Origin of the sequence: Microbacterium martis (assembly GCF_047246685.1) — a bacterium.
In the GTDB taxonomy this organism is placed as follows: Bacteria; Actinomycetota; Actinomycetes; order Actinomycetales; family Microbacteriaceae; genus Microbacterium.
The window spans coordinates 1-19,366 of record NZ_JBFOKT010000003.1 but is presented as its reverse complement, the minus strand read 5'-3'; the positions used below and the strand labels follow the sequence as shown (position 1 = coordinate 19,366).

Here is a 19,366-nt window from a genome sequence, read left to right as displayed (position 1 = left end):
GAGGAGCGTTCGACCGGTTCACGAGACCCACGCGACGATGAGGATCATCGTGGCGAGGAACCCGGCAACGTAGTTCAGAGCCATGAATCGTCGCCAAGCGCGGTTCGTGGTGGCGGCGGTCCCATCGCTCACGTTCGCGAACGGCGCGGCGTTGACGAGGTACGGAACGGCGAGGATCGCCGCCAGCGGACCCGGCCACGGCGTGATGAGCATGGCTGCCCCGGCCACGGTCCACAGGGCGAGCGCGAGCCGTACGGTCGCCCTGGCGCCGATGACGGTCGCGATGGACGAGATCCCGGCCTCGCGGTCGGGACCGATGTCCTGCACCGCGCCGAACGCGTGCGCCGCCATGCCCCACAGGAAGAAGGCGACGAGGGTGACCACGACCCCCGGCGAGACGTCGGCGTTCGCGAGGGCCAGTCCGACGACGGCCGGGGAGACGAAGTGCGTGCTCGACGTGACCGAGTCGAGGAACGGGCGCTCCTTGAAGCGCAGTACGGGCGCGGAGTAGGCGATCACCGCGAAGACGCTCACGGCGAGCCACAGCCATGACGCGGGGTCGCCGACGATCACGAGGTACACCAGGAAGGGGACGTTCGTCGCGGCGGCCGCCCAGAGCGTCGCCCGGTGGACCCGCGGCGCCAGCAGGGCGCCCTCGATGCCGCCCTTGCGCGGGTTCGCCAGATCGGAGGCGTAGTCGAACACGTCGTTGATCCCGTACATCGCCAGGTTGTAGGGGATGAGGAAGTAGAGCGCGCCGATCACGAGCGTCGCATCGATCTCGCGGGTGCTCAGCAGGTAGGCCGCCGCGAACGGGAACGCGGTGTTGATCCAGCTGACGGGCCGGGACGACAGGACGATCTGCGCCGCGTCGCGGCCGAGGGTGCCGCGGCCCGACGCGGATGCCGTCATGGCCTGCCCCCGGCGTCATCGTCGCGACCGGCCGCCCGCCGCCGCAGGCGCAGGGCCGCCCACAGCGCGGGGAGCAGCAGGGCTCCGGCGAGCGGATAGGCGAAGTCCTCGACGGGCGCGAGCCCGATGTGCACTCCGAGCAGGTGCTCCGGGGCGTAGTGGAAGAGTCCCGTCGCGATCATCACGGTGTCGAACACCGCCGTCAGCACGAACAGCGCCAGGATCGTCACGACGACGGCCACCGGGCGCGGACCCCGGCGACGGGCGACGATCGACAGCGCGGCACCCGCGATCACGGCGACGGCCAGGAAGCACCCGGCGAGGACCAGGTAGGTCATCGTCGGCCTCCTCGCGCGGCGCGCCGCGAGCGTCGGTGCGAGACCAGCCGCGCGGCGCCGGTGTAGATCACCATCGTGCACACCACCAGGAAGAGGAGGAAGACCGGCTCCTCGAGCGGCAGTTCCGGAGCGAGCACGACGCCGGTGGCGATCGCGCCCTCGCCCCGGAGGAAGATGCCTCCGGCGATTCCCGCCACATCCCACACGAGGAAGAACGCCACGCCGACGATCGTCACGACGGTCGCCGCCCACGCATCACGCCAGAAGAAGAGCCGGAAGCGCCGGTCCAGGAGCAGCATGCACCCGAGGGCGATCATCAGGGCGCCCAGGTACACGGCGCCCATCAGGCCGACGTCCTGTCCGAACGATCGGCCGTCTCGTGGATCGTGCGGTCGGCGGGCTCGGGCAACGGCCCGGCCGTGTGGTCGCCGCGGACCCGCTTCACGACGATCTCCGCACTGATCAGGCACATCGGCACGCCGACACCGGGAGCGGTGGTGCCGCCCGCGTAATACAGTCCGCGCACCCGGCGCGAGGCGTTCTGGGCGCGGAACATCGCGCTCTGCGACAGGATGTGAGCCGGCCCCAGCATCCCCCCGCGCCAGGAGTGGTAATCCGCGTGGAAGTCGGCGGGGCCGACGGTCTCGCGTACGACGATGCGATCGCGCAGGTCGGCGATGCCGGCCCAGCGCGCGATCATGTCGATGGCGGCGTCGGCCGTCTCCTCCACCTGCGGCGACCCGCTGCGATCGGGGCCGCCGTGGCCGAGCGCGACGTCGGCGGGGACGGGGATGAGCACGAACAGGTTCTCGTGGCCGGCGGGGGCGACGTCGGCATCGGTCGCGCTGGGGCGGCAGACGTAGATCGACGCCGGAGACGGGACCGAGGGGGAGGGACCGAAGATCGCGTCGAAGTTCGCATCCCAGTCGTCGGTGAAGAACAGCGAGTGATGGGGAAGCTCGGGCAGACCACTGCGGATGCCCAGCATCACGAGCACGCCGCCGGGTCCGCTCGTACGGCGCTCCCACCACGACGCCGGGTACGACTGCAGCGCGCGAGGCAGAAGAGCGGTCTCGGTGTGATGCAGGTCGGCACCGGAGACGACGATGTCGGCATTCTCGACGTGCTCGGCGCCTGCGGCGTCGATCCAGCGGACGCCCGTTGCCCGCACACCGTCGGGCCCGATATCGGTGCGGATGCCGGTGGCCTCCGCTCCGAGGACGATCCGGGCTCCGGACGCCACCGCGAGATCGCCGATGCGCTCGACGACTCGCCAGAACCCGCCCTGCGGATAACTCACACCCTGATCGAGGTCGAGAGCGCTCATCAGGTGGTACATCGCCGGGGCCGTGCGCGGGTCGGTGCCGAGGAAGACCGCGGGGTAGCCGAGGATCTGCCGGATCACCGGATGCCGGAACCGTCGCGCGGCGAACGACTGCAGTCGTGTTCCCAGCAGCGAGAAGAGGCGGGGGAGAGCGCGGAGCACCTCCGGGGCGGCGAGCGTGCGCAGGCGCGTGAACGGGTTGTAGAGGAAGTACCGCTCCGCCATCGTGCTCGCCTCGCGCGCCGAGTCGAGATAGGCGCTCAGGGCATCGCTCGACCCCGGCTCGAGCTGCTCGAAGAGCGCCGCGACCGCCCGCCGTCCGGCCGGGACCGTCACGCTCTCGGCTGCGGCATCCGCCGACCGGGGCTCGCGGAACACCCGGTATCCGGGATCGAGGCGTGTCAGGTCGAGCTGATCGCGGGTCGTGGTGCCCATCATGGCGAAGAAGTGGTCGAAGACCTCGGGCATCAGATACCACGACGGTCCCGAATCGAAGCGGAACCCGTCGCGCTGAAGCGTCCCCGCGCGCCCGCCGATGCGGTCGTTCTTCTCCAGGACGACGACCTCATGGCCGTCTCGCGCGAGCAGCCCCGCGACGGCGAGGCCCGCCACGCCCGCTCCGATCACCACGACACGGCTCATCGGTCGCGCTCCAGAGCGGTCACGACGAGGGCTCGAGCGGCGAGGGCCGCCTTGACCGGATCCGGCACGCGCACGCGTCGGCGGTAGAGCGTCTCGACCGGGGTGCGGGCGACGCGCTTCGTGAGCGCGGCGAACAGCGCGAGGGCACTGCGCACCGCCGCGCGTGCGTCCTTGGGGAGCAGCGGGATCGACCGGCGGGCCTCGTCGAGCTGTCGGTGCACGGTCGCCACCCACGCATCACGGTCGGCGTCGGTGAGCCGTTCGGTTCCTCCCAGGTAGCCGCGGTGCAGCCGGTCGGTGTCATCGGCGAGGTCGCGCAGGAAGTTCACGTTCTGGAAGGCGGCGCCGAGCTGGCGAGCTCCGCGCACGAGCACCTCTCGTTCCGCCGGCGTCCGGTCGGCCGCGCGCAGGAAGACCCGCAGGCACATGAGACCGACGACCTCCGCCGACCCGTAGACGTAGTCGGCGTGGGCGTCGGCGTCGTAGGCCGCGAAGCCGGCGTCGGCGGCGATGTCGGCGGTCATCGAGTCGAAGAAGGGCTGCGTCAGGTCTTCGCCGATCCCGCACTCGCGCGCGGTTCGGGCGAAGGCGTGCAGGATGAGATCGCTGCTGTAGCCGGTGCGCATCGAGCGGTGCGTCTCGGCGATGTACGATGCGAGCGCATCGGACTGCGCATGCGCGTCGAGGCCCGCCTCGGCGGCCACGCCGTCGACGATCTCGTCGGCGATGCGCACCATCGCGTAGATGTTGCGCACGTGCTGGCGGTGCCGCGCTCCGAGCAGGCGGGTGGCGAGGCCGAACGAGGTCGAGTACGCGCGGATGACGTCGGTCGTCGCGAGCTCGGCCGTGCGGTCGAACCGGCGCAGGGCGCCGTCGTCGGGGCGACTGCCGGTCATACGGTCCGACCTTCGATGCGCGAGGTCAGGGCGAGGATGGTGCGTCCGGCCGCGGCGGACAGGGTGCCCGCAGACTCGGCTTCGGCCAGGACCGTCGACACCGCACCGAGCTGCTCCTGGACGAGACCGCGCACGAAGCGCTCCGCGCCGCACTCGCGCAACAGGTCGCTCATCTCGCGCGCATCCGCGTCGCTGAGGTCGGTCGCCCCGAACCGCAGCTCGATTCCCGGCCAGTGCCCGGTCATGCGCGCATAGGCGATGATCGCGGTCTCCTTGCCTTCGCGGAGGTCGGAGTAGGCGTCCTTGCCGTGCGACCCCGCGTCGCCGAACACTGACAGCAGATCGTCCTGCAGCTGATAGGCGAGCCCGAGATGCCGGCCGATCGCGGTGAGCTGGTCCTCGGCGGCGGGGGAGGAGCCGGCGAGGACCGCGGCGGCGCGCAGCGGAAGCACGAAGGAGTAGGTGGCCGTCTTGTAGGAGCTCGTCGACAGGATCGTGCGCAGGTCGGGCGCGATGATGCCGTCGCTCAGCCCGATGTCGCTGTGCTCCCCGGCCACCGTCTCGAAGATGGTCTGCTCGAGCAGGGCCAGCAGTCGCGTCCGGCCGTCGTCGGTGACGTCGGCACGAGCGAATCCCAGAACGGCGGAGGCGAGCAGGAGATCGCCCATGAGGATGGCGCTCGACCGCGCCCAGTGCAGCGCCGGCTCGGCAGCATCGGTCCCGCGCCGCTCGACGAGGGAACCGATCAGGTTCGGCCGTCGACGGCGGATCAGATCGCCGTCGATGACGTCGTCGTGCAGCAGGAACGCGAAGTGCAGCAGCTCGACGTTCACCGCCACATCGACGGCCCGTTGCACCTGTGCGGCCGTGAGCCCCGACGGCGTCAGTGCGCGCAGGAGCTCGATGAGCAGCCGCGGACGGATCAGCTTGCCGCCGAGCGCATGCTCCGCGGCGGCGTGCCAGAGGGCGACGAACTCGGTGCCGTAGTGCTCGGCCGCAGCGCTCCGCTCCGAGAAGCGCTGTCGCAGCGCCTGCTCGATGCGCGTGCCGAGGTCTTCCTCCGTCGCCGTGGTCGTCACGGTTCAGACCTCCCCGAGCAGGCGCAGCTGCGGCAGCTGGTCGCGCATCCACGGGCTGAAGGCGAACGGCGCGCGCGCCACGGCGCCGAGGAGATCGTCGGGCTCGATCCACGCCCATTCCGCCACCTCGTCGGGATCCGCCGACAGCTCGCCGTCGACGCGGGCGACGTGCACCGGGCAGATCTCGTTCTCGACGATCCCGCTCGCGTCGATCGCGCGATAGCGGAAGTCGGGGAGCACGAGGCGGATGCCGGAGAGGCCGATGCCGAGCTCGTGGCGCCCGTGACGGCGCACTGCATCGGTCATGTCCTCTCCGGGGCGGGGGTGACCGCAGAAGCTGTTGGTCCACACTCCCGGCCAGGTGCGCTTGGTCAGCGCTCGCCGCGTGAGGAGGAGTCGGCCGTGCTCGTCGCGCACGTAGCAGGAGAAGGCGAGGTGCAGCGGGGTGTCGCGGGTGTGGACCTCGCTCTTGGCGAGGGTGCCGATGGCCGTGCCGTCATCGGCGAGGAGCGTCACGTCGTCCATGTCACGCCCTCCTCCGCTTTAGCTAACTTGGTAAGTAATCAAATTAGCATGAAACTCTTCGTGTGTAACATGATCGCATGGACTCGGAGTCTCGCACCACCCCGGACGGCTTGAGTCATGCCGCCATCTATGATGTCGAGGCGAGTGACCCGCGCAGCACGCTGATCGATCGCACGGGGGTTCCGGCCGAAGACCTGCCGCACATCGCCGAGGTCATGGAGGCCCTCGCCGGACTGCGCGACGCCGAGCAGCGGCTTTCCCAGGCGTCGCGCCGCTACATGCGCCTGAACGAGACCGACATGCGCGCGCTGCACTATCTGATCGTGTGCGCGAACCGCGGACTGGTCGCCACACCGAGCGGCATCGCCCACCACCTCGGCATCTCGACGGCGGCGACGACCAAGCTGCTCGACCGGCTCGAGAGCGGCGGCCACATCGTCCGGGCACCCCACCCGACCGATCGACGGGCGCTCGCCATCACGATCACGCCGCAGACGCGACACGCCGCCATGGAGACCGTCGGCCGGCAACAGGCGAAGCGGTTCTACGCCGCGGCACGACTCACGCGGCAGGAGCGCGACGTCGTCATCCGCTTCCTCGCGGACATGACCGAGGAGATCACGCTGCGCGACGAGCCCTGGTCGACGCAGACCCACCCCACGCACGGCTGAGGCGCCCCTCGCGGGACGCCTCAGGTCGGAAGAGCGGCGGATCAGTGGGCCGCGTTGTAGGCCTCGACGATGGGGGCGGGGATGCGGCCGCGCTCCGAGAGCGTGTAGCCGTTCTCGTTCGCCCACGCGCGGATCGCCGCCACCTCGGGGTTGCGTGCGGGCCGCTTGCGCGGCGCGCCCGAGCGCGCGGAGCCCGAGGTGCGCGCGGATCCGGACGAGCCGGCACGGCGTCCGGCGGAGATGTACGGTTCGAACGCCTGACGCAATTCATCGACATGTGCCGAATTCAGGTCGATCTCGTACGAGGTTCCGTTAAGCGAGAAATGCACGGTCTCGCCTTCGCCGACTTCCAGGATGCTGCCGTCGATATCGTCGACCAGCTGATGCACAATTCTTCTCGCCATGAATCGACCATACCGCCGCGACCGAAAGGCGACAAGCGCCACGCGAAACGTGTCTATGCGTGTCCGTCGTCGACGAGCTTCAATCCGACAATGCAGCCGACCAGGCCCATGAGCAGAAGAATGCGAAGCCACGACACCTCGGAGTCGCCGGTGACCATGGCCCAGATGACGGTCAGCGAGGCGCCGATCCCGACCCAGACGGCATAAGCGGTGCCGGTCGCGATATCCCTCATGGCGAATGCAAGACCGAACATCGAGAGGGCGAGGCCGACGAAGAAGACGACCGACGGCCACAGCCTGGTGAGGCCTTCCGACTTTCCGAGCGCCGTGGCCCAGACGGCCTCGAGGATTCCGGAGATAATGAGTACGATCCACGACATGATCGGGTCCTTTCGGACCAGTCTTGTCGCTCACCGGGTACTGGTCTGCCTCGTCCGGGGTCGGAGACCACCGACCACGTCCGATGCTAGTGCAACGGCCTGAGCACCCTCTGTGCAACCGGTTCTCTCGACGCGGCCGTCAGGGCAGCAGGCCGGCGCGCCGAGCGCGGGTCACGGCCGAGTGGCGCGTCGACGCGTCGAGCTTCGACATCGCGGTGCCGAGATACGCCTTGACGGTGCCCTCGCGCAGACCGAGCTGCGCGGCGATCTCCGCATTGGTCGATCCGAGGGCGGCGCAGGCGAGCACGTCGGTCTCGCGCCGCGACAGGTGCACGGTCGGCACGGGCCCCGTCGCGACCGGCTCCGCGTCACCGGCGAGCGAGAGGAGGCGCCGCTCCACCTGCGCGATCCGCGAGCGGAGCTCGGCGTCGTCGACCGCGGCGGCGATGCTGCGCAGCTCCGCGAAGCTCTCCCGCAACTCCTCGCGATGAGGCCCCGCGACACCGCCGGCATCGGAGGGAACGGAGCGCAGCCGACGCTGCACCTCGTCGCGGATGCGCAGCTCATCGGCCACGGACTGCACCACCTGCATGGCCGGAGCGGTCGTGACCCCGCCGACCTGCTCCTCGTCCCAGGCGCCCGCGTAGAGCACACCGCGCGGTCGGCCCTGAACGACGATCGGCAGTGCGAGGAGCGTCCGCAGTCCCTCACCGAGGACGAAGACGTCGTAGTCGTGCGTGATCTGCTGAGAGGAGCCGTAGTCGCTCGTCATCCGTGGGCGGAGCTCCATCATGGCGCGGCCGCCGAGACCGCGCTCGGGTCGCACGCGGAGCCCCTCGAGGGCTCGGGTGCGATTGCCGACGATGCTCGTCACGCTGACGACGCCCTCTTCGATCAGGCCGCCGAAGGCGACGGGGAAGCGCGTGCGCCTGGCGAGCTCGCGCACCGCATGGGCGACGAGTTCGTCTTCGGACTCGATGGCGACCGGTGAGCTCACGACTACCTACTTTCGGGGGTGACGGCACCGTTCCCCGTTTCGTAGCGTCGACCCTATCACTCGCGCGGTCGGGCCGTGCGGGCACCGGACATGTGGCAAGGAGGCCCCATGAGCGACCACACATCAGCAGGATCGCGCGGCGCGATCGACTACGTCGCCGTCGAGGAATCCGAGAGATTCCGCACACTGAGGCGCACGCAGAGATCCTTCATCTTCCCGCTCGCCGCGTTCTTCCTCATCTGGTACTTCGCCTATGTGCTGCTCGCCGCCTTCGCGGTGGATTTCATGGCGCAGCGCGTGTGGGGAGACATCACGGTGGGATTGCTGCTCGGTCTCGGGCAGTTCGTCACGACATTCGCCATCACCATGGCATACGTCGCGTTCGCGAACAGGAAGATCGATCCCCTCGCGACCGAGATCCGGCAGGAACTCGAGAGGGCGGAGGGCGACGCATGAACATCGTTCGCACGGCGACCGAGCCCGTCGTCATCGAGAGCAACCCGATTCTCAATATCTCGATATTCCTGGCATTCGTCGCGGTGACGCTCTTCATCGTCATCCGAGCGAGTCGGAACAACAAGACGGCAGCGGACTATTACGCCGCCGGACGCTCCTTCACAGGGCCGCAGAACGGATTCGCGATCGCCGGCGACTATCTCTCGGCGGCATCCTTCCTCGGAATCTGCGGCGCCATCGCCATCAACGGATACGACGGCTTCCTCTACTCCATCGGGTTCCTCGTCGCCTGGCTCGTGGCACTGCTCCTGGTGGCCGAGCTGATGCGCAACACCGGCAAGTTCACCATGGCCGACGTGCTGTCGTTCCGGCTGCAGCAGCGGCCGGTGCGCATGGCGGCCGCGATCACGACCCTCGCCGTGTGCTTCTTCTACCTGCTGGCGCAGATGGCCGGCGCCGGAGGACTCGTGTCGCTCCTGCTGGGCATCGACGGCAGGCTCGGGCAGTCGATCGTGATCGCCGTCGTCGGGGTGCTGATGATCGTGTATGTGCTGATCGGCGGCATGAAGGGCACGACCTGGGTGCAGATCGTGAAGGCGTTCCTGCTGATCGGCGGGGCGCTGGCGATGACCGTATGGGTGCTGGCGATCAACGGCTTCAGCCTCGACGCCCTGCTCGAGGCGGCGGTGGCCAACTCCGACAAGGGCGAAGCGATCCTCGCGCCGGGGCTCCAGTACGGCGCGAATCCGTGGGACTTCCTGTCGCTCGGCATGGCGCTCGTGCTCGGCACCGCGGGGCTCCCGCACGTCCTGATGCGGTTCTACACGGTGCCGACGGCGAAGGAGGCACGGCGATCGGTCGTCTGGGCGATCTGGCTGATCGGCGGGTTCTACCTGCTGACCCTCGTGCTCGGGTACGGTGCCGGAGCGCTGGTCGGCGCCGACGTGATCGCCGCGGCACCGGGCGGCGTCAACTCCGCCGCGCCGCTGCTCGCCCTGCAGCTCGGCGGCCCGGTCCTGCTCGGGTTCATCTCCGCCGTGGCGTTCGCGACGATCCTCGCGGTCGTCGCGGGGCTGACCATCACGGCGGCGGCCTCGTTCGCCCACGACATCTACGCGAACGTGATCCAGAAGGGGCGCAAGGATTCGGCCGGCCGGCCCGTCGAGGCCGACCCGAACGCCGAGGTGCGGGTGGCTCGCCGCACGGTCATCGTCATCGGCATCCTCGCCATCGTCGGCGGGATCGGCGCGCAGGGGCAGAACATCGCCTTCCTGGTCGCGCTCGCGTTCGCCGTCGCGGCGTCGGCGAACCTGCCCACGATCCTCTACTCGCTGTTCTGGCGGCGGTTCACCACGCGCGGCGCGGTGTGGAGCATGTACGGCGGTCTCGGCTCGGCGATCATCCTCATCGTGCTCTCGCCGGTCTTCTCCGGAACGCCGACGTCGATGATCCCGGGGATCGACATCGCCGTCTGGCCGATGAACAATCCGGGTATCGTCTCCATCCCCCTCGGCTTCCTGCTCGGGTGGCTGGGCACGATCACCAGTCGGCGCAAGGAGGACCCGCAGCTCGCGGCCGAGATGGAGGTGCGCTCGCTCACCGGCTTCGGCGCCGAGAAGGCCGTCGATCACTGACGGATCGCCGTCAGGATGCCGGACCCCGCCCGGCGCAGCACGTGGACCCGGCGGCCTACTCGCCGGGTCCACGTCGTCTTCGTCGGGTCCAGCCGATCAGCGGGACTCGAGATCGAGCAGGAATCTCTTGCGCTCGGGATGGGCGCCGTATTGGCCGACCGACCCGTCGGAGCGCACGACGCGGTGGACCGGCACGATGATCGAGAAGGGCGTCAGACGGCAGGCGGTCCCGACCGCGCGTGCGGCGCCGGGGTGCCCGGCGACCACTGCGACCTCGCCGTAGCTCATCGTCTGCCCCCACTCGATGGTGCAGATCGTCTGCAGCGCGACGCGCGTGAAGCCGTCGACCAGCCGCCAGTCCAGCCTCAGGTGGTCGTCGAAGCGGATCGGCTCGCCCTCGAAGTAGGCCGACAGAAGGGCGACGAGCTCGTCGGCCGCGCCGGGATCGGGCTCGGGCACGGCGTGCAGCTGCCGTGCGGCTCCCTCGAGGAGCCAGGGCACGGACGGGTCTTCGGATTCGGAGAGGTCGAACCGCACGATGCCCTCATCGGAGAACACCGCGAGTGCGTCGCCGAAGGGCGTCGGTGCGAAGTCGTAGCGGAAGGTCATGTGCCCATACTGTCGGCGCGCGACGGCTCGGCGGCCCCCTGACTCCGCTCACGGGGGATGATCGCTCGCCGCCGGCGTCGGGGGAGGAGTAGTCGGAACGGTCTCCGCGAAGGCGGAATTCCGGTGAAACTCGCCCGGGATACCCGGTCACCCGCTCGCGCGCGCCTAATGTGTCAGTGTGTGGCGACGTGAAGAGAGGTCTGCGGACGACGCGGTGGTCGACGCCGTGACCCTCGGCGGCGACCTCGGTGAGACCGCCACCGGCGTCGACGTCGCCCACGCCTCGGAGGCCGAGCGCACCCGGCTGCGCGCCGAGGCCGCCGACCTCGGCGGCCCCTCGCCCCTGATCAGCTTCCACGACGCGTCGGAGTCGGGGATCGACATCTCCAAGGCGCATCCCGGCAGCCTCCCGCAGTTCATCACGGGCAAGTCGACACTGCTGTCCAACCTCTTCCGCGATGAGGTCGGACTGCGCACCGCGCGCCTGGCCGCCGAGCGGATCACGGCCAAGAACACCGAATTGCGCACCGTCCGGGGCATCGAGGCGGTGCATCTCGCCGTGGGCGTCGCGCGCTGGCGCATCGGGGGCGCCGACTTCGCCGCGCCGGTCCTGCTGCGCCCGCTCGCCATCCGGCGGCATCACTCCGACTTCGAGCTCAAGCTGCAGGGCGCGTTCGAGGTCAACCCCGAACTGGTCCGCATCATGCGCGAGCACTTCGCCCTCTCGCTCGACGCGTCGGCGCTGGCCGCCCTGGCCTACGACGGCGGCATCTTCAAACCGCAACCGGTGATCGACAGTCTTCGGGCGACGACCCGCTCCATCGACACGTTCTCGGTCGAGCCCCGTCTCGTGGTCTCGACGTTCGCCGATGTCGCCGGTGCGATGTCGCGCGACGGCGGCAGCCTCGATCACGTCGTCCTCAACGCGCTCGCCGGACACGTCGACGACCGCGAGCGGGTGTCGGCGCCTCGCGCCGTGCCCCATCAGACCTCCCCGGACGACCGCGCCCCGGCATCCGACAATCTGCTCCTCGACGCCGACGCCGAGCAGGAGGCCGTGCTCGCCCGCATCGCCGCCGGGCACTCCCTGACCGTGGCGACCCTGCCGGGAACCGGTGGCACGCAGACGGTCATCAACGCTCTGGGAGAGCTGGTGCGGTCCGGCAAGCGCGTGCTGGTCGTCTCCGCGCGCCGCTCGACCCTCGACGGCGTGCGCCACCGTCTCGCCGGCATCGGACTCGACGGCCTGGCCATCTCTCCGGCGAGCGTGCGCCGCGACCTCGTGCGGGCGATCGGGCGCAACGAGAAGGCCACCGCTCCCAAGGTCAGCGAGGTCGATGACGCCCTCGTGCGCCTGCGGACGGTGCTGCGCGACTATCGTGAGGCGCTCACGGCGCCGATCGCCGGCACCGACGCCTCGGTCCTCGATGCGACCCGCCACCTCACCCGGCTCGCCTCGCTCCCGGTGCCTCCGTCGACCACCGCCCGACTCGGCGCCGATGCGCTGCGGCGACTCGCCGCCGACCGGACCGACGCCGCCGAGTCGCTCGCGCAGGCCGCCCGCCTGGGAGAGTTCCGCTTCGGGCCGAACGACTCCCCGTGGTACGGCGTCACCTTCTCGAGCACCGAGGCGGCACGCGCCGCCCACGAGCTCGCGGGCCGGTTGCACGCGCAGAGCGTTCCGGCACTGCTGGAGCGGGGATACGAGCTGATCGCGCAGACGCACATGCGCCCCTTCGCCACCCTCGACGAGCTCGGCGAGTACCTGCGCCTGCTGCAGGGCATCCGCGACACTCTCGACCGCTTCAGCCCGACCGTGTTCGAGCGCCCCCTCGGCGAGCTCATCCAGGCGCACGGTTCACGCCGCGACGCCCCGGCCCTCTCGGGAGCGAACCGTCGACGGCTGCGCCGCCTGGCGAAGGAGTACGTGCGCCCGGGCGTGCACGTGACCGAGATGCACGAGGCGCTGCTGCGCATCCAGGCGCAGCGCACCGAGTGGCAGCGCTGCGTCGAGGCCGGCATCGCGCCCGAGATCCCGCTCGGCCTCGCCGACGTCTCCGCGGCATGGCAGCGGGTCGAGGCCGAGCTGGCCGAGCTCGACGCCGCTCTCGGCCGCCGCGAACCGCTCGCCTCGTTGCCCGTGGCGCGGCTGGTGCGCACCCTCGCGGGTCTCGCCGCGAAGTCCGACGTCTTCGAGAACCTCGTCGAGCGCGCGCAGCTGCGCGACCGACTCGCGCTTCTCGGTCTCGGACCCCTCCTCGCCGAGCTGTCGGTCCGGCACGTGTCGGAGTCGCGAGTGGGCGACGAGCTCGAGTTCGCCTGGTGGCAGTCGCTGCTGGAACGCGCCCTGCAGGAGAACCGTGCGCTGCTGGGAGCGAACACGGCCGTCGTCGACCGGCTCGAACGCGACTTCCGCCTCGTCGACGAGGCGCATGCGGCGATGGCCGGGCCCCTGCTGGCGTGGCAGCTGGCCAATCAGTGGCGGATCGCCATCGTCGACGAGCCGCAGCAGTCCCAGCACCTCCGCCGGGCGCTCACCCAGCCGTCGTCCTCGACGGCCGAGATCGTCAGTGCGGCGCCGACGCTGGTCGACGTGCTCGCGCCCGTCTGGATCTCGTCGCCGTACCTCGTTCCGGAGATCCCCGACTCCGTTGAGTTCGACACCGTCCTGCTGGTCGACGCGGCGGCGATCAACCTCGCCGAGGCCGCACCGGCGATCCGTCGCGCGCGCCAGGTCGTCGCATTCGGCGATCCGATCACCCAGCGCCCGTCGCCGTTCCACATCGCGATCGATCCGCCGCAGGCGTGGGAGGCGGAGGTGCCGTTCGATGACGTCTCGGTCTTCGAGCGCCTCTCCGAACTGCTGCCGGTCATGACCCTGACCCGCAGTTACCGCGCCGGCGGCGAGGATCTCGCTGAGCTCATCAACGACGCCTTCTACGGCGGCGAGATCGTGTCGCTGCCGTGGGCGGGTTCGTACCTGGGCCGGGGGAGCCTCACCGTCGACTACGTCGAGGGCGGCACCGGCACCCCCGATCCGGTGTCGGGCGCGGTGGAGAGTCCCGACGCCGAGGTGGCTCGGGTGGTGACGCTCGTCGTCGAGCACGCGATCCACCGTCCGTCCGAATCGCTGATGGTGGTCACCGCGAGTGCGCGGCACGCGGAGCGGGTGCGGGCGGCGGTCACGTCCGCCTTCGCCGGCCGCTCCGACGTCGCCGACTTCGTCGGGCGCGACACCGCGGAGCCGTTCGCTGTGCTGACCCTCGAGGAGTCGGTCGCCGAGAGCCGGGATCGGGTGATCTTCTCGCTCGGGTTCGGCCTGACCAAGCACGGCCGGGTGCTGAGCGACTTCGGCGACCTGTCGACGCCCGACGGCGAGCGGCTGCTCACCGTGGGCATGACGCGCGCTCGTCGATCGATGGTCCTCGTCTCCTCCATCCGCCCCTCCTCCTTCGACGACGGGCGTCTCGAGCACGGCGCCGCCACCCTCATGTCGATCCTCGGTGGTCTCGCCGCGCGCAGCAGGGACGCGCGCCTCGAAGACCTCGCCGATCCGCTCACCCTCGCTCTCGCCCGTGAGCTGCGGCGGCTCGGCGCCTCGGTCGACGTCGACTACCGCGGGCTTCTCCCGCTGGTCGCCCAGCACGCCGGCAAGGCGGTGGTGATCGAGTCGGACCCCGAGTCCCGCGGGGAGTCGCTGCGAGAGACCCTGCGTCTGCGACCCCAGGTGCTCCGCCGCCTCGGCTGGCACTACGTGCGCGTGCACGCCTTCGACCTCTACAGCGACCCGGCCACGGCCGCCGGCCGCATCGCCGGGGTGCTCGGCATCTCGGAATCGGCTCCGCGGGCCGACAACGACACCCAGCCGATCGACGTCATCGACAGCGGGAATGACTGACGAGGCGGATGCCGCGTCGCCGCGCCAGCGCGTGGTGAGGGTGCCGGGCGCGCGCCGCGCCCGGCTGACGCCGGTGCCCGGAAGCGATCCGACCCCCGAGCCCGCGCACTCCGCGGACGCTCCGCCTGCTCGGCCGCGGGGAACGGCGGGGCCGAACGACGACCGCCTGGTCGACGACGTCCCGCCGCACTACTGACGTCCACCGCATGACGGGCGTCTCGCCGCACGACCGGACGCGCGTCGGCGAGGGTCGGCGTCAGCCGCGCGCGTTCCTCGCGAGGAGGTCGCGGATCTCCACCAGCAGCTCCGCCTCGGTGGCGGCGGCCGGCTCGTCGGCGGGCTCCTCGGCGCGGGTGCCCTTGCGAGCCTCGACGTGCGCCTTGAACGTGTTCATCGGGAGGACGAAGACGAAGTAGACCACGACCGCGACGGCGAGGAAGCTGATGATCGCCGAGATGAGGTCGCCGAGGGGGAAGGTGACCTCATTGCCGTAGATGTTGGTGACCGTCCACCCGAACTCCCCGGTCGAGTCCGCTTCGAAGAACAGCGACACGAGGGGCGTGATGATGCTCGAGACCACCGTGTTGACGATGGCGGTGAACGCCGAGCCGATCACGACGGCGACCGCGAGGTCGATCACGTTGCCGCGGAGGATGAAGTCCTTGAATCCTTTGAGCACGGGAACTCCCACTGAAGAGACCTCAGGTCGAGGCGGATGACGACGCGGCCGCCGGCTGGGGGCTTGTCGTCGACTCCTTCTTCGATGATGCCGAAGCATCCGCCGATCCCCCCGATTTCGCTCGCGAGTCCGTGCGGTAGAAGCCGGAGCCGTTGAAGGTCACGCCGATCGAGCCGTACTGCTTGCGCAGCATCCCGCCGCATTCGGGGCACTCGGACAGCGCGTCGTCGGAGAAGCTCTGCACGGCGTCGAACTGGTGGCCGCACGACGTGCAGGCATAGGCGTAGGTGGGCATGGCGGTCCTTGCGGGTCAGCGTCGCGTGCGCGACAGATCGAGGGTCTGCGTCGGGGTCACGATGCCGTCGACCGGCTGGTCGTGCACCTCGCGCGGCAGGGAGTCGAGTATCTCGGAATCATAGATGACGGCGTAGACGGGCGGGCACTTCTCCATCGACCCGATGGTCTTGTCGAAGTAGCCTCGGCCCCAGCCCATCCGCATCCCGTCGCGATCGACGGCGGCCGCGGGGATGATCATGAGGTCGACATCGTTGACGGCGATCGGGCCCAGCACCTCACCGGTCGGCTCGGGAAGGCCGAACAGGCCCTCGGCGATCTCGTCGTCGTCGGTGGCGACGGCCCAGTCGAGGAGCCCGTCCGAGCGGGTGATGGGCAGGAGCACGCGGATGCCGCGCCGCACCGCTCGGGTGACGAACTCGCGGGTGCCCGGTTCGGTCGTCGTGGAGAGGAAGCACGAGATGGAGCGGGCGCCGATCGCGTCGACGAGGGCGTCGAGGCGGTCGCCGATGGCCGCGGCCGCGGCCTCGCGCTGCGCGTCGGAGAGCAGCTGGCGGCGTTCTCGGAGTTCGGCGCGGAGGGCGCGCTTCGCGTGTTCGACGTCGCTCGACATGGCACCGAGTCTACGGTCGTCCTCCCCACTAGGCTGTGAGGATGGGTGAGCACACGATCAAGGCCGTTATTCCTGCCGCCGGACTGGGAACCCGATTCCTGCCCGCGACGAAGGCGATGCCGAAGGAGATGCTCCCCGTCGTCGACAAGCCCGCCATCCAGTACGTGGTCGAGGAGGCCGCGGACGCCGGGATCGACGACATCCTCATCATCATCGGACGCAACAAGAACGCCATCTCCAACCACTTCGACTCGGTTCCCGAGCTCGAGGTGAAGCTCATGGAGAAGGGCGACACCGGCCGTCTCGAGCGCGTCGTGAAGTCGAGCGACCTGGCCGACATCCACTTCGTGCGCCAGGGTGAGCCCAAGGGGCTGGGCCATGCGGTGCTCCGGGCGCAGACGCATGTCGGCGAGAGCTCGTTCGCCGTGCTGCTCGGCGACGACCTCATCGACGAGCGCGACCCGCTGCTGACCGACATGATCGCCGAGCACGAGCGCACCGGCGCCGCCGTCGTGGCGCTGATGGAGGTCGATCCGGCCAGCATCCACATGTACGGCGCGGCCGCGGTCGAGCCGATCGAGGACTCCGAGGCCGTGCGCGTGACCGGTCTCGTCGAGAAGCCCGCCCCCGAGGACGCGCCGTCGAACCTGGCGATCATCGGCCGCTATGTGCTTCCGGCATCCGTCTTCGAGATCCTCCAGCGCACCGAGCCGGGCAAGGGCGGGGAGATCCAGCTGACCGACGCCCTCCAGGAGATGGCTGCCGACACCGAGGGGCCGGGCGTCGTGGGCGTCGTCTTCGGCGGGCGGCGATACGACACCGGCGACCGCGTCGACTACATCAAGGCCATCGTGCAGCTCGCCTCGGATCGCGACGACCTGGGGGCGGAGCTGCGTCCGTGGCTGAAGGAGTTCGCGGAACGCCTCTGAGCGATCCGCGGGTGTCGGAGCGAGCCATGGAGCTGACGGCGGGGATGCGGCACGGACCGGTCGAGCTGCGGCTCGTCCGCACCAGAGATGCGCGCGCCCTGCAGCACGAGCTCCTGGCGAACAGATCGTGGCTCCAGCCGTGGGAGGCGACCGTTCCGCACGGGTCGGTCTCGTTCGACATGCGCCTCAGCATCCGTCGGCTCCTGCAGCAGTATCGCGACGGGTCGGGATTCCCCTATGTGATGGAGTACGACGGCGAGATCGCCGGCCAGCTCAACGTCTGGGGGATCTCGCGCGGCTCGCTGTGCTCGGCGACCATCGGCTACTGGGTCAGCGAGCGCTTCGCCGGCCGGGGCATCACCCCCACCGCCGTGGCCCTCGCGACGGATGCGGGGTTCGTCGAGCAGGGGCTGCACCGGATGGAGATCTGCATCAGGCCCGAGAACGCGGCGAGCCTCCGCGTGGTGCAGAAGCTCGGCTTCCGCTACGAGGGGCTGCGCCGCCGGTACATCCACATCGACGGCGACTGGCGGGACCACTACGCGTTCGCCCTGACCCGCGAAGAGGTACCGCAGGGAGTGCTCGCGCGCTGGCTCAGCGGCCAGGTACCGCCGGATGCCGCTGCCGTGCCGCCGTCGGACCGCATCCCGCTCTGAGAGCGATCGGCGGGCGGAATCGACCGCGGAGTCGACGCGACACGCTCCGCCTACCCGGCGCAACGGGCCTCAGCCCGTACCGTTGTCGGTATGGACGGGCCGGTGCTGAGCGGGGGAGTGATCGTCCTCGTCGCCGTGCTCCTGTGGATGCTGTACCTGCTTCCGTCCTGGCGCGGCCGATTCCAGTACAATGCCGCCGAGCGCAACGCCGTCCGCCTCAACCAGGCGCTGCGTGTGCTCGCCGAGACGAGCGAGACCCCGGGCGAGGTGCGCGTCGAACTGAACGCGCGAACCGCGCTCGCCCAGCAGAAGCTCGCCAAGCGGGTGCAGTCCGAACGCGAGGCCGCCGAGCTCGAGGCGCTGCGGCGAGAACTCGCGGCGACCCGCGCCGACCCGGTGCTGAGGCAGGCGCGCGCGCGACGCCGCGTCCGCGTGGTCGCCACGACGACGCTGGTGCTGGGCGTCGTCCTCGCCGGACTCGGCGTGTGGCAGATCCTCGCGACCGGCACGCAGACGCTCGCGTGGGGCGGGGGAGTGCTGGTCGTCTGCGCCGGTCTCACCCTCCAGCGGATGGCATCGGTGGCACGGCGCTCCGCGCGACGCCCGGCGGCGGCGGCCCCGGCCTCGGCACCGCGCGTGGCTCCGGAGCTCCACGACCAGGGTCGCGCCACCTGGACGCCGCGCCCGCTGCCGGAGCCCATGGTGGCGGTGGCGGGATCGCGCGCCCAGACCGCGCGCGCCGAGATCGATGCGCAGGAGGAACGCCTGAAGGCCGCCAGGGTCGCGGCGCTCAGGGAGCGAGCGGAGCGAATGGCTCCTGCCGCGCCGGCGCAGCTGCCTGCCGCCTCCTCGCCTTACGCCACGATGGGATTCGTCGACGACGCCGAGATCGAAGCGCACGTTCGCGAGCTCCTCGCGCGTCGCGCGACCGGGTGACGCGCGCGACGCGGAGGGCCCGCGCGGCGTGATAGCGTAGAAGCGTTCACGGGCCTATGGCGCAGTTGGTAGCGCGCCTCGTTCGCATCGAGGAGGTCAGGGGTTCGAATCCCCTTAGGTCCACCGAACAGGAAGCCCCCGGCTCATGCCGGGGGCTTCCTCGTTTCCCCGGCGGGCGGGCATGCGCGCTGCGCGACACGCCCGGCGGTCAGGCCGGATTTGCCGCTCTCCGCGGATCCGCGTAAGTTATTACCTGTTCGCCCCAAACGGTTGAGCGGAGGTCCTCGGACCGGCTCCCGTCAAGCATCGAACACCTCCCGAAACCGAGTCCACTCCCGAGTGTTCGCGGCGCAGGGACTGGCTCGTCTCCACGACCAGGTCGCCGTTCCGGCGAGTTGACAACGGGAGCGAGATCAGTAAGATAGAGAAGTTGCCCTTCGGGCCTGGCTGTGGTGGCTGGGTCGTGGGAGCATCCGATCCTTGAGAACTCAACA

The 19,366-nt window shown here is 70.2% G+C and carries 22 protein-coding genes, 1 tRNA gene and 1 riboswitch; of the genes, 9 read left to right on the top strand and 14 right to left on the bottom strand.

Annotation, left to right across the window (positions count from 1 at the left end):
• Window positions 1-18 precede the first annotated feature (18 nt).
• Genes AB3M90_RS13640 through idi form a run of 7 tightly spaced genes read right to left on the bottom strand, consistent with a single transcriptional unit; the run spans window position 19 to window position 5,716 of the window.
• Complete coding sequence (locus AB3M90_RS13640) at window positions 19-912, bottom strand: prenyltransferase (protein WP_412952784.1); 894 nt, start codon at window positions 910-912, stop codon at window positions 19-21.
• Complete coding sequence (locus AB3M90_RS13635) at window positions 909-1,250, bottom strand: lycopene cyclase domain-containing protein (protein ID WP_412952782.1); 342 nt, start codon at window positions 1,248-1,250, stop codon at window positions 909-911. Before AB3M90_RS13635 ends, AB3M90_RS13640 begins: the two co-directional genes overlap by 4 nt.
• Entirely contained in the window at window positions 1,247-1,594 is a 348-nt protein-coding gene (locus AB3M90_RS13630; protein ID WP_412952780.1) for a lycopene cyclase domain-containing protein, read from the bottom strand. The genes AB3M90_RS13635 and AB3M90_RS13630 overlap by 4 nt, the downstream gene beginning before the upstream one ends.
• Entirely contained in the window at window positions 1,594-3,216 is a 1,623-nt protein-coding gene (crtI, locus tag AB3M90_RS13625) for a phytoene desaturase family protein (protein ID WP_412952778.1), read from the bottom strand. Before crtI ends, AB3M90_RS13630 begins: the two co-directional genes overlap by 1 nt.
• Entirely contained in the window at window positions 3,213-4,112 is a 900-nt protein-coding gene (locus AB3M90_RS13620) for a phytoene/squalene synthase family protein (protein ID WP_412952776.1), read from the bottom strand. The genes crtI and AB3M90_RS13620 overlap by 4 nt, the downstream gene beginning before the upstream one ends.
• Window positions 4,109-5,191 (bottom strand): polyprenyl synthetase family protein, encoded by a 1,083-nt coding sequence (locus tag AB3M90_RS13615; protein WP_412952774.1) that lies wholly within the window; start codon window positions 5,189-5,191, stop codon window positions 4,109-4,111. Before AB3M90_RS13615 ends, AB3M90_RS13620 begins: the two co-directional genes overlap by 4 nt.
• Window positions 5,192-5,194: 3 nt before the next feature.
• Window positions 5,195-5,716, bottom strand: coding sequence for an isopentenyl-diphosphate Delta-isomerase (idi, locus tag AB3M90_RS13610; protein ID WP_412952772.1), 522 nt, complete (start codon window positions 5,714-5,716; stop codon window positions 5,195-5,197).
• A 77-nt stretch (window positions 5,717-5,793) separates the two neighbouring features.
• Here idi and AB3M90_RS13605 point away from each other — a divergent pair, with 77 nt between their 5' ends.
• On the top strand, window positions 5,794-6,387 hold the full coding sequence (locus AB3M90_RS13605) for a MarR family winged helix-turn-helix transcriptional regulator (RefSeq protein WP_412952770.1): 594 nt from the start codon (window positions 5,794-5,796) through the stop codon (window positions 6,385-6,387).
• 41 nt (window positions 6,388-6,428) lie between these two features.
• Here AB3M90_RS13605 and AB3M90_RS13600 read toward each other — a convergent pair whose 3' ends face one another.
• From AB3M90_RS13600 to AB3M90_RS13590, 3 genes are all read right to left on the bottom strand, one after another.
• Entirely contained in the window at window positions 6,429-6,776 is a 348-nt protein-coding gene (locus tag AB3M90_RS13600; RefSeq protein ID WP_486642031.1) for a histone-like nucleoid-structuring protein Lsr2, read from the bottom strand.
• Between the two features lie 68 nt (window positions 6,777-6,844).
• Window positions 6,845-7,171 (bottom strand): DMT family transporter, encoded by a 327-nt coding sequence (locus tag AB3M90_RS13595; RefSeq protein ID WP_412952768.1) that lies wholly within the window; start codon window positions 7,169-7,171, stop codon window positions 6,845-6,847.
• Between the two features lie 12 nt (window positions 7,172-7,183).
• Window positions 7,184-7,251, bottom strand: a riboswitch (guanidine-III (ykkC-III) riboswitch).
• Between the two features lie 59 nt (window positions 7,252-7,310).
• Window positions 7,311-8,168, bottom strand: coding sequence for a LuxR C-terminal-related transcriptional regulator (locus AB3M90_RS13590; RefSeq protein ID WP_412952765.1), 858 nt, complete (start codon window positions 8,166-8,168; stop codon window positions 7,311-7,313).
• Between the two features lie 108 nt (window positions 8,169-8,276).
• On the opposite strand from AB3M90_RS13590, the gene AB3M90_RS13585 reads away from it, so the two are divergent.
• Together AB3M90_RS13585 and AB3M90_RS13580 are read left to right on the top strand one after the other, a co-directional pair.
• Window positions 8,277-8,624: a DUF485 domain-containing protein gene (locus tag AB3M90_RS13585; RefSeq protein ID WP_412952763.1), complete on the top strand. Its 348-nt coding sequence runs from the start codon at window positions 8,277-8,279 to the stop codon at window positions 8,622-8,624.
• The gene (locus tag AB3M90_RS13580; protein WP_412952760.1) at window positions 8,621-10,258 is read left to right on the top strand and encodes a solute symporter family protein; all 1,638 of its coding nucleotides are present in this window, start codon (window positions 8,621-8,623) and stop codon (window positions 10,256-10,258) included. Before AB3M90_RS13585 ends, AB3M90_RS13580 begins: the two co-directional genes overlap by 4 nt.
• 96 nt (window positions 10,259-10,354) lie before the next feature.
• Here the strand turns inward: AB3M90_RS13580 and AB3M90_RS13575 are convergent, their stop codons facing one another.
• Complete coding sequence (locus tag AB3M90_RS13575; RefSeq protein WP_412952757.1) at window positions 10,355-10,867, bottom strand: methylated-DNA--[protein]-cysteine S-methyltransferase; 513 nt, start codon at window positions 10,865-10,867, stop codon at window positions 10,355-10,357.
• Between the two features lie 178 nt (window positions 10,868-11,045).
• On the opposite strand from AB3M90_RS13575, the gene AB3M90_RS13570 reads away from it, so the two are divergent.
• Together AB3M90_RS13570 and AB3M90_RS13565 are read left to right on the top strand one after the other, a co-directional pair.
• Window positions 11,046-14,765: an AAA family ATPase gene (locus tag AB3M90_RS13570; RefSeq protein ID WP_412952754.1), complete on the top strand. Its 3,720-nt coding sequence runs from the start codon at window positions 11,046-11,048 to the stop codon at window positions 14,763-14,765.
• Window positions 14,758-14,961: a hypothetical protein gene (locus AB3M90_RS13565; protein WP_412952752.1), complete on the top strand. Its 204-nt coding sequence runs from the start codon at window positions 14,758-14,760 to the stop codon at window positions 14,959-14,961. The genes AB3M90_RS13570 and AB3M90_RS13565 overlap by 8 nt, the downstream gene beginning before the upstream one ends.
• Window positions 14,962-15,021: 60 nt before the next feature.
• Here the strand turns inward: AB3M90_RS13565 and mscL are convergent, their stop codons facing one another.
• Genes mscL through AB3M90_RS13550 form a run of 3 tightly spaced genes read right to left on the bottom strand, consistent with a single transcriptional unit; the run spans window position 15,022 to window position 16,351 of the window.
• Window positions 15,022-15,444: a large conductance mechanosensitive channel protein MscL gene (mscL, locus tag AB3M90_RS13560; protein WP_412952750.1), complete on the bottom strand. Its 423-nt coding sequence runs from the start codon at window positions 15,442-15,444 to the stop codon at window positions 15,022-15,024.
• A gap of 22 nt (window positions 15,445-15,466) precedes the next feature.
• Window positions 15,467-15,739, bottom strand: a complete 273-nt coding sequence (locus AB3M90_RS13555) for an FmdB family zinc ribbon protein (protein ID WP_412952748.1) — start codon at window positions 15,737-15,739, stop codon at window positions 15,467-15,469.
• Between the two features lie 15 nt (window positions 15,740-15,754).
• Window positions 15,755-16,351: a 5-formyltetrahydrofolate cyclo-ligase gene (locus tag AB3M90_RS13550; protein ID WP_412952745.1), complete on the bottom strand. Its 597-nt coding sequence runs from the start codon at window positions 16,349-16,351 to the stop codon at window positions 15,755-15,757.
• Window positions 16,352-16,392: 41 nt separating this feature from the next.
• Between AB3M90_RS13550 and galU the strand changes: the two genes are divergently transcribed.
• The 4 genes from galU (at window position 16,393) to AB3M90_RS13530 (ending at window position 18,995) form a co-directional block, all read left to right on the top strand.
• Window positions 16,393-17,280, top strand: coding sequence for a UTP--glucose-1-phosphate uridylyltransferase GalU (gene galU, locus AB3M90_RS13545; RefSeq protein ID WP_412952743.1), 888 nt, complete (start codon window positions 16,393-16,395; stop codon window positions 17,278-17,280).
• Between the two features lie 26 nt (window positions 17,281-17,306).
• Entirely contained in the window at window positions 17,307-17,936 is a 630-nt protein-coding gene (locus tag AB3M90_RS13540; RefSeq protein WP_412953367.1) for a GNAT family N-acetyltransferase, read from the top strand.
• Between the two features lie 90 nt (window positions 17,937-18,026).
• Window positions 18,027-18,872 carry a hypothetical protein gene (locus tag AB3M90_RS13535; RefSeq protein WP_412952740.1) on the top strand — a complete coding sequence of 282 codons (846 nt, stop codon included), beginning with the start codon at window positions 18,027-18,029 and terminating at the stop codon, window positions 18,870-18,872.
• 50 nt (window positions 18,873-18,922) lie between these two features.
• A tRNA-Ala gene (locus AB3M90_RS13530) sits at window positions 18,923-18,995 on the top strand.
• Window positions 18,996-19,366 lie beyond the last annotated feature (371 nt).